The 16,218-nt window shown below is 34.3% G+C and carries 9 protein-coding genes, 1 other RNA gene and 1 pseudogene; 5 read left to right on the top strand and 6 right to left on the bottom strand.

All coding sequences use genetic code 11. The features are described from left to right. Both V7719_RS13690 and V7719_RS13685 read right to left on the bottom strand, forming a co-directional pair. Positions 1-6,197, bottom strand: a pseudogene (locus V7719_RS13690) (hypothetical protein); the annotation flags it as partial. A 32-nt stretch (positions 6,198-6,229) separates the two neighbouring features. Further along, the gene (locus tag V7719_RS13685) at positions 6,230-6,679 is read right to left on the bottom strand and encodes a hypothetical protein (RefSeq protein ID WP_335730489.1); all 450 of its coding nucleotides are present in this window, start codon (positions 6,677-6,679) and stop codon (positions 6,230-6,232) included. Between the two features lie 300 nt (positions 6,680-6,979). Between V7719_RS13685 and V7719_RS13680 the strand changes: the two genes are divergently transcribed. The 4 genes from V7719_RS13680 (at position 6,980) to V7719_RS13665 (ending at position 11,121) form a co-directional block, all read left to right on the top strand. Beyond that, the gene (locus tag V7719_RS13680) at positions 6,980-7,465 is read left to right on the top strand and encodes a SixA phosphatase family protein (RefSeq protein WP_335730488.1); all 486 of its coding nucleotides are present in this window, start codon (positions 6,980-6,982) and stop codon (positions 7,463-7,465) included. Next, positions 7,465-9,516, top strand: coding sequence for a polyphosphate kinase 1 (gene ppk1 / locus V7719_RS13675; protein ID WP_335730487.1), 2,052 nt, complete (start codon positions 7,465-7,467; stop codon positions 9,514-9,516). The genes V7719_RS13680 and ppk1 overlap by 1 nt, the downstream gene beginning before the upstream one ends. A gap of 1 nt (position 9,517) precedes the next feature. Beyond that, on the top strand, positions 9,518-10,423 hold the full coding sequence (locus V7719_RS13670) for a Ppx/GppA phosphatase family protein (RefSeq protein ID WP_335730486.1): 906 nt from the start codon (positions 9,518-9,520) through the stop codon (positions 10,421-10,423). Positions 10,424-10,587: 164 nt separating this feature from the next. Continuing rightward, entirely contained in the window at positions 10,588-11,121 is a 534-nt protein-coding gene (locus V7719_RS13665) for a porin family protein (RefSeq protein WP_335730485.1), read from the top strand. 72 nt (positions 11,122-11,193) lie between these two features. On the opposite strand, the gene V7719_RS13660 is transcribed toward V7719_RS13665, so the two are convergent. From V7719_RS13660 to dnaX, 4 genes are read right to left on the bottom strand one after another with little or no spacing between them, the layout of a single operon-like run. Next, the gene (locus tag V7719_RS13660; RefSeq protein ID WP_335730484.1) at positions 11,194-12,705 is read right to left on the bottom strand and encodes a T9SS type A sorting domain-containing protein; all 1,512 of its coding nucleotides are present in this window, start codon (positions 12,703-12,705) and stop codon (positions 11,194-11,196) included. A 38-nt stretch (positions 12,706-12,743) separates the two neighbouring features. Continuing rightward, on the bottom strand, positions 12,744-13,325 hold the full coding sequence (locus V7719_RS13655; RefSeq protein ID WP_335730602.1) for a tRNA-(ms[2]io[6]A)-hydroxylase: 582 nt from the start codon (positions 13,323-13,325) through the stop codon (positions 12,744-12,746). A gap of 2 nt (positions 13,326-13,327) precedes the next feature. Further along, complete coding sequence (locus tag V7719_RS13650) at positions 13,328-13,891, bottom strand: hypothetical protein (protein ID WP_335730483.1); 564 nt, start codon at positions 13,889-13,891, stop codon at positions 13,328-13,330. Between the two features lie 10 nt (positions 13,892-13,901). After that, on the bottom strand, positions 13,902-15,632 hold the full coding sequence (gene dnaX / locus V7719_RS13645; protein ID WP_335730482.1) for a DNA polymerase III subunit gamma/tau: 1,731 nt from the start codon (positions 15,630-15,632) through the stop codon (positions 13,902-13,904). A gap of 102 nt (positions 15,633-15,734) precedes the next feature. Between dnaX and rnpB the strand changes: the two genes are divergently transcribed. Then, an RNA gene (gene rnpB, locus V7719_RS13640) (RNase P RNA component class A) lies at positions 15,735-16,059 on the top strand. The last annotated feature ends 159 nt before the right edge of the window (positions 16,060-16,218 follow it).

Here is a 16,218-nt window from a genome sequence, read left to right as displayed (position 1 = left end):
AATGTCCAAGTTCTAGTAATTATTGATTCGTTTGCACAAGTACCATCAGCTGTAGCATCAGTAAATGTTGCTTCAAGTCCTGCATTAGAACAAATATCAGTTTCATCAGTTACATCTCCAGTCAGAGATAAATCTAAAGCATCTTGATCACATTCGATAGAAATATCCGAAGGAACAGTAAATGTTGGAGGTGTAGTATCTACGATTGTTAATGTTACTTCCATAGTTGCTGAGTTGCCACATTCATCTGAAATGGTATAAACAACGGAAATTGCACCACTCAACCCACATGATTCAACGAAATTGGTATAGTCATAATTAGAAGTCACAGTTACGGCTAAATCCTCAGCACAAGCTTGAAGAGCTGCTATATTGGTATCATTCCAATCGTTAGCAAAAGTTTCATTTTCATCTCCAACACATTCAATTGTAGTGGCTTCAACGTTACAATTTGATAAATCTGGAATCGTTTCATCACCAAAAGTTAGAATGGCAGTAAGTACAGTTGAATTACCACAATCATCAGTGATCGTATAATTGACGCTTATTGTTCCACAAGGACCACAAGTTGTATTTAAGTTATTAAAGTCATAATCAGAAGTCACTTGACCAGTGAAATCTATATCACAAGAATCTACAGCACAAGTTTCAAGTGCAGCAATATTTGCAGCATTCCAAGCATCGGCCAATAATTCGTTATCTGTATCAGAACATTCTAATACTGTATTTTCTATGGTACAATTAGAAAGGTCTGGAGCAACCGTATCTTCAAGCGTTAATGTTACATTAAGTGTTGACGCATTACCACAATCATCAATAATTGTATAGATGACGGCGATTGTACCACCTAGACCACAAGTTGAAGTCAAATTAGTATATAAATAATCAGAAGTCACTTGACCGTTAAAGTCCGTGTCACAAGTATCAGCAGCACAAGATTCAAGTGCAACGATGTTAGCCGCATTCCAATCGCTAGCTATTTTCTCGTTATCATCACCAGAACATTCGATAGACTGGTCTGTTATAGAACAGTTATCCAAGTTAGGAGGTGTTGTGTCTTCAAGCGTTAATGTTGCACTTAATGTAGTCGCATTGCCACAATCATCAGTAATTGTATAGATAACAGCGATTGTACCACCTTGCCCACAAGTAGATGCTAAATTTGTAAATGTGTAATCAGATGTAACCGTTACACCAAGATCATCAGCACAAGATTCAAGCGCAGCGATGTTAGCTGTATTCCAATCGTTAGCTAATTGTTCGTTATCATCACCAGAACATTCGATAGATTGATCTGTTACAGAACAATTAGATAAATCAGGAATAGTTCCATCATCAAATGTTAATGTAGCAAGTACAGTTGTATCATTACCACAATCATCAGTGATTGTATATGTTACGTTTAATGTTCCACAAGGACCACAAGTTGTATTTAAGTTATTGAAATTATAATCTGACGTTACTGAAAGGTCAGCGTCACAAGCATCAGTTGCACAAGCTTCAAGTGCAGCAATATTTGCAGCATCCCAAGCATCGGCTAATGATTCGTTATCTGTATCAGAACATTCTAATGTTGTATTTCCTACTGAACATGCAGTTACATCTGGAGCAATAGTATCAACCACCGAGATAGTTTGAGTATCTGAACTTATGTTACCACAATCATCAGTAGCAGTCCAAGTTCTAGTAATTGTTTCGGTATTTCCACAAGCAGCAATAGACGTATCAGCAAAAGTTACAGTTGCATTTCCGCAGGTATCAGTAGCTGTCGCATTACCAGTATCAGCTGGATCAGTACTTTCTGTACATTGAACAGTTGCATCTGCAGGAACTGTTAACGTTGGCGCAGTAGTATCTATTACAGAAATAGTTTGTGTATCTGAACTTATGTTACCACAATCATCAGTAGCAGTCCAAGTTCTAGTAATTGTTTCGGTATTTCCACAAGCAGCAATAGACGTATCAGCAAAAGTTACAGTTGCATTTCCACAAATATCAGTGGCTGTTGCATTACCAGTATTAGCTGGATCCATACTTTCTGTACATTGAACAGTTACATCTGAAGGAATATTAAGTGTAGGAACACCTTTGTCATCAACTATAATTGTTTGTATATCAGTAGCTACATTTCCGCAGTCGTCAGTAGCAGTCCATGTTCTAGTAATCGTTTCGGTGTTTCCACATCCTGCAACAGATGTATCTGTATGATTCACAGTTACATTTCCACAGGAATCTGTAGCGGTAGCTGTTCCGGTATTTGACGGATTAGTATCCTCACCACATTCTATAGTTTTATTTGTCGGAATAGTTAGTGTTGGCGCAGCAGTATCTACTACACTAATAGTTTGAGTATCTGAACTTATGTTACCACAATCATCAGTAGCGGTCCAAGTTCTAGTAATTGTTTCAGTATTTCCACAAGCAGCAATAGACGTATCAGCAAATGTTACAGTTGCATTTCCGCAATTATCAGTGGCTGTTGCATTACCAGTATTAGTTGGATCAGTGCTATCTCCACATTCTATAGTTATATCACCAGGAGTTGTTAAAGTTGGGACACCAGAATCAGTTACAGTGATTACTTGCACATCTGAAATTGAATTACCGCACTCATCTATAGCCGTCCAGGTTCTTGTTATTGTCTTTGTATTACTACAGTTATCAACAACAGAATCAGAAAAAGATACAGTTGATGTTCCACAAATATCACTGGCAGTAGCATTTCCTGTATTAGATGGGTCTGTACTCTCTGCACATTCTAAATCCTTATCAGAAGGAAGTGTTAAGTTTGGAGGTGTGCTATCATCAATTGTTATATTTTGTATATCAGAAACAGTGTTACCACACTCGTCCGTAACAGAGAATGTTCTTTGCACTGTTAGTGGGCATGACCCTGAACTCACATCAATATATGTAATTGAGTCAATACCTTGATCATCTGAAGCAGTTCCATTTCCACCTAAAGCGTTTTGTAAGTCAATTAAACTTATTGCTCTTTCCGTTATACTATACTGAAAATCACTTATTGCATTTGTTCCACACCCTTCTATAATATAATCGTCAGGAGCAATAATACTTGGAACTGCATTATCAAGAACAGTTAGTATTACTACAATTGGAGTAGGGTCAGTACAACCATTACTATCTTTAACATAAACGGTATATGTTCCAGCTGGTAAATTATTAAAAACCCCTGTTGTATTATCAAAATTAATATTGTCCAAGCTAAAGCTGTAAGGCGCTATTCCTCCACTTGCAATTATAATAAAACTTCCATCAGAAGAACTTGCACAATTTGAGTCTAAGTGACTATCTATATCTTCAACTGAATCAACATTAACAACATTAACACTAAAATCACATGTTAATACTATTGGGTCACCGAATTCTGGTGTATATGTAGCTGTATATGTCACTGTAGTTTCCCCTGGTATAAATAAATCCCCTGGATTATGTGAAGATGTCACAGCAAAGTTGATTCCACCAGCACAATTTGCCTCAATTAATGTTGCATTATAGTACAGCCTATCTATTTCTATCTTATCTCCACCATTAGCGTCAGAGCTATCAAAATTAAATTTTAATTTATAAGAACCATTTGGCACTGAGCTTGGAATTGTTATCGTTTGTTGGCCATCAGTTGTTATTCCACTAACGGTATCCGAATATACTATTGAATTATCATCAGCATGTAAAACCTCTAGGGTCCAATTTACTGTTGCTGTTACATCTATCAATTCAATATTAATTGGAGTGCCACTGTCATTATTAAAATACTGTAGTGGTGTAATTAAGTATGAATCTTCGTACCTAGTCCCGACGGAACCAGAGGATTGAAACAACCTTAAATTATCTGTTCCAACACGCTGTGCATAATTGAAATCCCAACAATCAGTACCAAATGAACTTTCTGGTAAATCAAATTCCATAAAAAACGAATAATCGTCACCATCAATTGAAGTACAGCATTCATAAGCAAATGATGGAGGTATCCATTCAATATTTGCGCCAGCATCTGAATCGGCACAAGCAATTTCAACAACAGGAGGGCAGTTGAAAATTTGGATTTCACAAGCCTGTAACTCAGGTTCTATTAGTAAAACATTAATAAATGTTGACGTTGACTGACACAAATTAGAATCTGTTACGACTAATGTATATGCTCCTGCATACAAATCGGAAATATCCTCAGTTGTAGCAGAGAATAAGTCTGGACCTGACCAATTATAGGTGTAAGGTGGGATACCACCATTTACAGTCGCATTTATGCTACCTGTATTTTCGCCAAAACACAATATATTATTTTGATTAATATCAATCACTAATGGTGTATATGGAACTCCAACGGTTATTACTTGAACGTATTCTGAAATTGTTACGCCACAGGCATCTGTGAATGTCCATGTATTCGTATAAGTACCTGTACCAGGATTAGCGTTATCTTCATCAAAAGAACCAGATACCTTAGTGAGCACAAAGTCACATTTATCTGTGTCTGGCTCTAAACTTTGTGCAGCATTCAAAGCTGCTGTATCTGCACAATCGATAGCTCTATCTAAATCGCCTGGTGTATTTACCCAAGCAACTACTGGTTGACTTATTTCTATTATTAGAGGTAGTTTGTCTCCAATGTTACAATCGTCAAGTGCAGCAGAACTTAAAGTACTTTGACTATTCGGATTTTGAATACCATTATAACTTGCTGTGAATTGAAGATCAAATGTTAAATCACAATTATCTTCTAGAAAATAACATTCATCTTCAATAACGAGATCAAAATTAACAATTAGTTCTGGATCTCCAACATCAGTATAGCCATCCTCAACGAAAAATTCAAGTAATCTAGTCCCTGTATCAAAATTATAAGTAACACCTGTTGGCAGATTCACCATGTTTACAGCTGCAACTTGCGGAGGTAATGTGGATGATACTACTAAATTCACAGCATTATCATTTCCCTTATTGACCACGTTAAAGTTAAAACCTAACGCAGATCCAGGAGATGTAGGTGTTGAACCAGTATCCATAGTAATTTCGATCGGATCTAAATCTGGTGCCCATACATCAACAGAAAGTCCTATAAGAAATAAACCGTAAGTTTCCTGATTAGATGCGAGTCTTAGGGTCGCAGACGTTTGGTTATTTCCAATTAAACTATTCCCTGTATTATTAAGATTGAAAACAGCTGCGTCAAAGCCAAGTGTATTTTGACTAGCCGGATTTCTATCAAGAAAGTCAGCATTATCAATTGTAATTCTACTATTAAAAAAATTATTGCTCGATCGTTGTGGTGCTGTTATTGGTACAAAGTTACCACTGGTATTTCTTATTTGTAATTGATCTCCACTTAAATCTTGATCACCTTCAAGAGCTCCTATAAGTACAGTAGTGTTAACATTTCCAGTTGAAACAGTTTGAAACCCTCCAAATGTGATATCAAAATCATTTATAGAACTAGTCACATTTGCATAACCATCAAAAAGACTTACGTTTTTAGATGGTAATTTTGGACTTTCATATACAAAAACGATTTGCCATCCACCAGAAGTACCAATATTTCCTCCACCATGACCAGTTAAGGATCCAGTTTTAGCTTCTACGTTAGCAACTTGATAAGTTCCATATGGGCTCCCTAATCCAGAGACTAAGTTTGTAATGTCTTTAAAGCATATGTAAGGATCATTATTAATATGAAAATTTCGACCTCTATAAATGACATCATCAGCCGTGAATGTTGAATACTCAGTTTGCCCTGGCAACATCAACATAATGTCATTATAGTTCCAGTTAGGCTGGTTTTCAGAAGCTGGATCATTAGTTGGTTCTCTATCGGCAGCTGCCCAATAGATATATGCTCTATATGTGTTAAGACATGCTAGTTGCGGTTCAGGGTTTGAATAATTTGCACTACTTGAATTAAACGTATCATCAATATTATCATTATTGGCATCATATAAGCCATCAATGTCAACATAAACATTATCATTAAAATTATGGTTACCTGAGTTTCCATTATAATTTTGAGTTGCAGTTCTTGACAACATATTGTTGGCAATCATCGTGTAATCTCCATTTAGAGTTTGATTAAATCTAGGAGTAAATGCATCTAGAACCTGAGCATTAACAAAGCACCCTACCAAGATAATTAGAACTAGGCAGGCTTTTTTTATGGTATTATGATTATTAGCAGTTTTCATAAGTAACAGTTTGTTAATAAATTAGTCAAAGACTAATTAAAATTTTTGGGATCTGGGATTTGGGACTTTATAACGAGTGTATTACTAATATTGTCATCATTACTCGAAAGAACTTTAATTTCTGTGCAATTCCATTTACCTAAAGGGGTATCGTCATTGCGAGAAATCTTAATATAGAAATCAATTGTACTATTGGCTTTAATAGTTCCAGATTTAAAACCTTTTATTTTTTGACTATTTAGAACTTGTCTTTTCAGTACCACTTGTTTTGATTGCTCAATATTGTTGCAATTCTTATCATTGGTAACAATGGTAAATTCTTCTGAGCTATTTGAATGATTAACTATCTCGATTAAATACAGATGTTCAGTGGCTGTATTAGGCAAATCCGACTGTTTTTTAATCTTGAGCTCTAGCGCTTGCTGTCCATAAGAACATAGAGCTACTAGACAAACTAGCATTACAATAGTAATTTTTTTCATAGTATAATGTTTAACTATAATCTCGCTATGCGATATTTTTAAATAAATTGGCTGATTTGTGCTTGTAGGCCTTTATCAGATTTCAAATTTTTATTGAGGGAAGAACATTGCTTAACAATGTTTGGTAAATGGATATATTAATATATTTTTGATTTGGGTCATTAAAACATTAATTTAACTTAACAAATGAACTGATTACTAATACCTTTGACAAATTTAAATGATGAAAAGACGAAAATACTCGTTAAAACGGAATTATGCAACATTTTATCGATGAAATTTGCATTTAATCGAACAATAATGAAAACACTTATACTAATAAGACACGCAAAATCATCATGGGAACATGATGTCAGTGATAGACAAAGACCATTAAAAAAACGTGGTATCAATGATGCTAAGTTAGTTTCTAACGCATTTATAAATAAAGAGTGCGTTCCAGATTTTGTGTTTTCTAGCCCTGCAAATCGAGCCTTATCAACATGTAAGATTTTTATTAAGAATCTTAAAATTGACAATGAAAAACTAAAAATAATAGAAGATTTATATGATTTTGGTGGAGAAAGTGTAATCCATTTCATGAAAAACATTAGTGAAAATTATAAAAATGTTATGATTTTTGGTCATAATCATGCTTTAACATCTATTTGCAATATATTTGGTGACAAATTGATTGACAACCTACCTACAAGTGGTTTGGTTGTTATAGATTTTGATGTGAATTCTTGGTCAGATATCAATACTGGCAATACAAGACTTATGATTTTCCCTAGAGATTTAAAGTAATGACAAAAGACAAAAATAGTTATATAAATAGAGAGTTAAGCTGGCTTCAATTTAATGAACGTGTATTACAAGAAGCTGCAGATGAAAGTGTTCCATTGATAGAGCGCTTCCGTTTTTTAGGAATATTCTCAAACAATTTAGATGAGTTTTTTAAAGTTCGATATGCTACTGTAAAACGTATTGATGAAGCTGGAAAAGGAGGAAAGAGCGAATTAGGTATAAAAGCTTCCGAATTACTAGACATAATAACGCAAATCGTTATAAAACAGCAAAGTAAGAGTTTAGATATTTTGAGTAATATTCAAAATAAACTAGAAAACGAGAATATTTATTTCATCAATGAAACTGATGTCGATGATGAACAACACGCATTTATAAAGAACTATTTTATTCAGCAAGTAAGTCCTGCTCTGGTTATCATAATCTTAAATGATTCTGTAGACCTTCCACTTTTAAAGGATAGTGCGGCATATTTGGCTGTTAAGATGGAATTAATTAACGAGAAAAAACAATATGCGCTCATTGAGATTCCGAAATCAATTGATCGCTTTGTTGTCCTGCCTTCCAAAGGTGATAAGAGTTATATAATGATTCTAGATGATCTGCTTCGCTATTGTTTAGATGACATTTTTAATATTTTTAGTTATAACAGTATTACTGCTAATATGATTAAAATCACTAGAGATGGTGAGTTAGATTTTGATAGTGATTTGAGTAAAAGTTTTATTAAGAAGATTTCAGATAGTGTAAAAGACCGTGAACTTGGTGATCCTTTACGTTTTGTTTATGATAAAACTATAGATGAAGAAACACTGGAATATTTGATGAGTAAAATGGGAATAGACTCAAAAGATAGCGTTATTCCTGGAGGGAGATATCATAATAGGCGTGATTATATGGGCTTTCCAAGCCTTGGACGCCAGGATTTATTGTATAAAAAAATAAAGCCCTTGCTAGTTAAAGGCTTAAATTTGGAGAGTAGTATTTTTAATACCATTTCAAAGAAGGATTATTTACTTCATACACCTTATCAAACCTTCTCTTATGTTGTTAAGTTTTTACGTGAAGCTGCTTTAGATCCGCAGGTGAAAACCATAAAAATCACAATATATAGACTTGCGCAGATTTCTCATATTGCTAGTTCTTTAATTAATGCTGCAAAAAACGGAAAAAAAGTAACTGTAGTTATAGAGTTAAGAGCTCGTTTTGATGAACAAGCAAATATTAATTATGCTGAGCAAATGCAAAATGAAGGTGTTAATTTGTTATTTGGAGTCACTGGCTTAAAAGTACATAGCAAAATTTGTGTTATCGAGCGTGAAGAAAGCGACTCATTAAAGCGTTACGGATTTATAAGTACAGGTAACTTTAATGAATCTACTGCTAGGATTTATACCGATTTTACCTTATTTACTGCTAATCAGAAACTACTCAAGGATGTTAACAAAGTATTTAGTTTCTTTCATACCAATTATAGAATCCATAGGTATAAACATATCATTACGTCGCCTCATTATACACAATCAAAATTATTCGCGCTTATTGATACAGAAATTGAAAACGTAAAAAAAGGAAGTCCCGCCTTTATTAAACTGAAATTGAATAGTATTTCAAGTTATAAGATGATTGACAAGCTTTATGAAGCCAGTCGCGCAGGTGTTAAAATTCAAATGATCGTAAGAGGTATTTGTTGTTTGGTTCCTGGAGTAAAAGGTATGAGTGAAAACATCGAAGTCATAAGTATAATTGATAAATTCTTAGAGCATACAAGATTGTATGTCTTTTGTAATGATAATAAGCCTAAGGTCTATATTTCCTCTGCAGACTGGATGACACGTAATATTGAAAATAGAGTTGAGGTGAGTTGTCCAATATATCAGGATGATATTAAACAGGAATTGCTGGATATTTTCGATATTTGTTGGAGTGATAATGTTAAGGCTAGAGTTATTGATGATTCAAAAAGCAATAATTATCGAAAAAATAACAATCCGAAAGTAAGAGCACAATTTGCACTTTATGACTATTTCAAAGAAAAACTGAATTCTTAGTATGCTGACTATAAAAAAATACGCAGCAATAGATATTGGTTCCAATGCTGTAAGACTTTTAATTTCTAATATAATTGAACAAAAGGATCAACCTGCGAAGTTTAAAAAAAGCTCACTGGTTCGTGTGCCTATTCGCCTTGGAGCTGATGTGTTTTTGAATGGGGGAATTTCCGAAGAAAACACAAAGCGCATGTTAGATACCATGACAGCCTTTAATTTGCTTATGAAATCACATAAAGTGATCGCTTATAAAGCTTGTGCAACTTCTGCGATGAGAGAAGCTGATAATGGAAAGGAGTTGGTTGAGCTTATTTCTAAAAAAGCACAAATAGATATTGATATTATTGATGGCGAAGAGGAAGCTGCCATTATTGCTGCAACCGATTTACAATCCTATATAAAGGAAGATAAAACCTATTTGTATGTTGATGTTGGAGGTGGAAGCACCGAATTTTCTGTGATTCACCTCGGTGAAACAGTGGCATCAAAATCGTTTAAGATTGGTACAGTACGTTTGTTAAACGACATTGTGAAAAAAGAAACCTGGATAGAATTAGAAACTTGGATAAAAGCAAACACAAGAGGATACGACAAAATGGACTTAATAGGTTCTGGTGGAAACATCAATAAGATATTTAAAGTATCAGGTAAAGCCTTAGGTAAACCACTGACATACTTTTATTTAATATCCTATTATAATAAATTGCAGCAATACTCATACGAAGAGCGTATTACAGAACTTGAACTCAATCAAGATAGAGCAGATGTTATTATCCCTGCCACACGAATTTACCTTTCTGCTATGAAATGGAGTGGAGCAAAAGATATCTATGTGCCTAAAATCGGGTTGTCGGATGGTATCATAAAAAGTGTGTATTACAACACGGTGTCAAGTGTAAACCTCTAATAATTAGTCAGATTAAGCGTGTTTTTAGGCATATTGACTAATATTTACTTTGTATTTTTAAATTTCATCCTATATTAGCCATCTCAAATATTTGCTATATACTAGCTTAATTTTGATGAATATTTAATAATAACTAGAGAACCCAATTAAAAATATTTATACAAATGAAATCAATACTACTTACTTTATTACTATTTACATTTACAACTTTATCTTTTTCACAAGAGGTGAGTTATGGTGTAAGAGGAGGTGTCAATATATCAAACTTAGATTTTGACCCAGATCCAACTTTTACTAATCAACATAGAAACGGATTTGCTTTTGGCGGATTTGTAGATTATGGGATTACCGAGAGTTTTTCAGCGTATGTTGAACTTCAATACTCTGGTGAAGGTGCTAAAGCAGACGAAATTAGAGCAGATTATCTCCAAATGCCAATTTTAGCTCGTTTTTCTTTAGGCGATAAATTCACCTTAGGTGTAGGACCAATGCTAAGTTTAAAAACTTGGAAAAACCAAGATGCATTTTCAACTTTTGCATTCTCGGGAGTTGGCGGAATCGAGTATATGATTAATGACGAATTATTTGTAGACGCTCGTTTACACTATGGTTTTGGTAATATTCTAAATGAGGATACTGCTGGAAATCTTGAAGCACAAAACACGACATTACAATTCGGATTCGGAATTAGAATCTAACCCAATACGATTTAAAATATAAAAGCCCTGACATATACTGTTAGGGCTTTTTTTATGTGTTCTTCGGAAATTTTATTTCTTTATAAATTTCACTGTTTCAAAACGATTCGTATCATTAGAAACCTTCAAGAAATACAATCCGGAAGCTAAAGACTTCACATCAATACTATTGGAGTTCAAATGGCCATCAAGTATCAATTTCCCAGTGATTTCAAAAATCCGATAGTTCGATTCTGATAAATTTTCTTCAGTTGAAAAACTCAGTACATCTGCAACTGGGTTTTCAGATAATGAAATTTTAGAAGAACTAAATTCATTGTCATCTACAGATAAGGCTTGTCTGCCATAAAATGCTTGATTACTATTAGAGAGATTAGTTACAACTAGTGTTGCATCATTTCCAGTACCAGTAATTTCATAGTGTAATTCTGTCGTTCCATCATTACCTGTATTTAGAACTTGTGAAAAATAAAAATTTTCGAATACATTTTCTTCTTGAGTATCACAATCGACAAGTGATGTCCCAAAAGTTCCTGATGTGAAACTTTGTTGCGGATTAAAATAATAAGCACTAGAAAAACCATTACATGCGCCCATTCCTTGAATTAACGGACTAACCGAATTAGGTGTTATTTCAAATGATATAGTAGGTATGGTGTCGACTGGATTGTTTATTTGATTAGAATCGATGACTAAGTAATGCAGCAACCATTCACCTAGAATATTTGCAGGAAGCGGCTGGCTTCCAAAAGTTAACACTTCACCAACAGTATTTGTTAATACAAGTGTCTCACCATCGTCTTGCAGCTCATAACTAAATACGGCATCGACTTCAGTGCTAATCACTGAAAGATACGTAGGTTCATATAGGTTGTCGTTACATACAAGTAAGGTTTGATTAAATAGATAGATCCAAAATTCATTTTCATTTGAAGAATAGATGTTATGAGTAGCATCAAAATTGTTACAGCCACCAGAACCAGTAACTCCCATTCCAAAACTACTATTACTTAAAGGAGATATCGTTAAACTAGGAGACTCAATTAGAGAAGGGTATGCGATACCATTTACTGTTTCTGTACTGTAGGAGTACCAGGTTTTAAATATTGTCGTAGTAGCTTCTTGTCTTCCGTACACCGCTAAATCGCCATTAGGGTTTGTTATAGTTAATACTTGATCTTCACCAGAACCAACAATCGTGTAATTAAATGGAAGTGGCAAGAGTTCACCAGGTAAATATGTAGGAGTAATAACATCTCTGTATTTATAATAATATTTCCCATAGGCATCTCCACCACATGAATTTGAATCGATAAGTTCTAAAATCGAAAGCGTATTTTCATCAATTACTGAATAGTGTCCACTATAAAAACCACAAGCAATTCCTCCGTCGTAATTAAAGTAGTCATTGACAATTTCAGATTCTAAAGGAATATTTGAAAAGCTAATACTCATTGATACGTAACTATCATGTTGTATGCCAGCAGTTGTAATTGAATGAACATACCATTCTCCATTAATGTCATTTTGACAAAAAGATAAATTAAAACAAAGAATAGCAATGAGTAGCCAAACGTATTTCATGTGGTTAAGCACTTAATTTAGAGATAAATATAGCGAATTTAACCGTGAATCGTTTGGCTCTTACTTAGGTTTTTCATGATGTCTGCTTCATAATCTAAAAGCGCTTGCCATTTCTCATCAACGTCTTTGCGTTCACCATATTGTCGAGCAAATCCTAAAAACATGGTATAGTGATTAGCTTCACTCACCATTAGTTTTCTATAAAACTCTGCTAATTCTTGGTCTTTTAACTCTTCTGAAAGTAATCTAAAACGCTCACAGCTTCTGGCTTCAATCAATGCAGCATATAATAAGCGATGTACTAACTGTGTGGTTCTACTGCCACCTTTTGGAAAGAATTTCAATAATTGCAGAACGTAATCATCTTTTCTGTCACGACCCAAAACCCATCCATTTTCTATGATTTTGTCATGTACCATTTTGAAATGACTGATTTCTTCTTTAACGAGAGCCGTCATTTCTTGAACCAAATCTGTGTATTCTGGGAAGCTTACAATGAGTGAAATCGCTGTACTGGTTGCTTTTTGCTCACAATACGCATGATCTGTGAGAATATCCTCAATATTCTTTTCTACAATATTTACCCAACGCGGATCGGTTGGTAATTTTAGTCCTAACATCATTAACTATGGTCTTCAATTAGTGTTAAATGCTCATTTCCGTATTGGTCAATTTGCATTTCATAAAGTTTAAAGGAATCATTCTTCGGATTGATAAATGAAATGCCAAACGATAGCTGTTTTGCAGTAGAATTGTCTTGGTTTACCCAGACGTGTTCTAAGGTCGCATTTTGCCAAAAACCGGAATTTGAAAATGCTTTAAATGTTGCTACAGAAATCTGCTTATCGTATATAATTTTATCTGAAACAGCTACAATAATATCAGAGGTAAAAACCCGATGATACGCTGCTGTTTTTTTAGTGCCTTCAACAGATTCATTGATAAGAATTCCAGAATCCATAAGTGCGTAATTTTTCACGCTCACCTTAAAGGTACTGGCGATTATAGAATCCGTTTTAATTTCTGTGTAATATTCGGGGTAATAGGATTTTAAGACTATTGACTTCTGGTTTTTGTTGAACTCTGAAATAGCCTGTTCTAAACGTTCTTTTTTGCTAGTTCGTTTGTCACATGACATGAAAATGATGAGCAGTATACATGGAATAATATAGCGTAGTATTTTCATGAAAATTATTTTAAATATCTAATCCAAAGGTCTTCCTAAGTACTTCGATATTTGGGTTTTTTTCTTTCAGTTTTTCATACTTATCTTGGGCAGTAAAAACATACTTTTTTGAAATTTCTTCGTTAACTTTTATGTCGAGTTTTAAATCAAAATTCTGAAGTTTTTTTCGAACAAATTCCATCAATGGATATTGAGCGCGTTCCAATTCAATCTTTAAAGTTTCATTTGGAAATTCTAATTGAATAGCTATACCATTTAGTTTTGGCTTGTCCATTTCTAAAATGGAGGCCATAATTTTCTCTCCTTTTTTGTGAAGGTGAGCGATATATGCATTCCAAGTTTTATGAAATTCTTCTTCGGTAAATGCTTCTGTAGGCAAATCGTCAACATCAATAACGACTTCCATTTGTTTGATTTGATGATCCTTTTTTGCTTTAATGCTTTTGAGAGAAAGACCTGATGTGCGTCGATCTTTCTTCAAGTCAATAATTGGCCGAGGTGGTTCAGCTAAAATAGGTTGATCTATAATAGTTTCTTTACTATTCTCTGTGGGTTGTTTGATTTTGGCTTCAACAGTTTCTGTAATTTCCTTTTTCTTCGGAATATCAACAGGAATTGGCGTAATGCCTTTGGTTTTGAAGTAAGATGCTGGAATTATGTAATGTCTGCTATTTTTTTTTTCTCCATCAAAAGTGATAGAGGCAAGCTGCATAAGGCATAATTCAACGAGTAAGCGTTGATTTTTACTACTCTTATACTTTAGGTCTGTGTCGTTGGCTAACCCAATGCCTTTAATAAGGAAATCATGAGGTGATTTTTTAGATTGTTCTAAATACTTAGCCTTGGTGTCATCTCCAACTTCGAGAAGCTCTATTGTTTTTTCGTTTTTAGAAACTAATAGATCTCTAAAGTGAGATGCTAAACCTGTAATGTAATGATGACCATCAAAACCTTTAGATAGCGTCGCATTAAACTGAAGTAGGAGTTCCGGAATTTTATTTTCCAAAATCAAGTCAGTACTAGTGAAATATGTTTCGTAATCCAGTACATTCAGATTTTCGGTTACGGCTTGTCGTGTGAGCTCTTTTCCTGAGAAACTTACCACACGATCAAAAATTGAAAGCGCGTCACGCATGGCACCATCTGCTTTTTGAGCGATAATGTGTAAGGCATCATCTTCAGCATTGATGCTTTGTTCTTTGGCTATATATTTTAAATATTCTTTAGCATCTTTAACCGAAATCCGCTTAAAATCAAAAATTTGACAACGTGATAATATCGTTGGAATGATTTTATGCTTTTCTGTTGTTGCAAGAATAAATATGCAATGTTTTGGTGGTTCTTCTAAGGTTTTTAAAAATGCATTAAAAGCGGCTTGAGATAGCATGTGTACCTCATCAATGATGTAAACTTTGTATTTCCCGACTTGAGGAGGTATACGAACCTGATCTGTTAAACTTCTAATATCATCAACAGAGTTATTTGATGCAGCATCTAATTCGAAGATATTAAAAGCAAAATCCTCGTCTTCGGTTTCGCTACCATCACTATTAATCATTTTCGCTAAAATACGTGCGCATGTTGTTTTTCCAACACCTCTCGGGCCGGTAAATAAAAGGGCTTGAGCTAAATGATTATTTTCAATAGCATTCAGTAAAGTATTCGTAATAGCTTGCTGACCAACAACATCATTGAAGGTTTGTGGTCTATATTTGCGAGCTGATACTACGAAAGGTTCCATCGAAAAAACTTAGATAACAAAGTTAAAAATTCATTATAAAAATAGGAATTATGGGACTCGAAATTAAAAGGAGTTATTAACAATTAATCGTACTTTTGCCAGCAAGTAGATCGCCTTATCGCTGTTCCGATTTATCGGAATGGAGGAAAGTCCGAACACCATAGTGCAATCATAGTGGTTAACAGCCATCCATCGCGAGGTGAGGAAAAGTGCAACAGAAAGAATGTACAGGTCATGCTGTAGTGAAACCAGGTAAACTCTATGTGGTGCAATGTCATGTAAACTAGTGCTTGAGCGTACACGCGCGATGCTAGAGGGTAGGCAGCTAAAGTTTGCTGGTAACAGTAAACGTAGATAAATGATAAGGATACTAACATGATTTATCATTGTTAGTATACAGGATTCGGCTTATAGATTTACTTAAAAACAAAAAACCATCTAGAAATAGATGGTTTTTAATTTGAAAAACAGAACTAGATTAATCTTGTTTTGGTGGTGTAATTTCGTATCCTAGTTCTTCAATAACAGATAAATTATCGAAATAAATTCTACTTGTATCTATTTTACTATCAGCTACAAGAGCTGT

The organism is Psychroserpens sp., assembly GCF_036960315.1.
GTDB lineage: Bacteria > Bacteroidota > Bacteroidia > Flavobacteriales > Flavobacteriaceae > Psychroserpens.
Note: the sequence above shows the minus strand (reverse complement) of the source record. Positions and strands in the feature narration are given on the sequence as shown.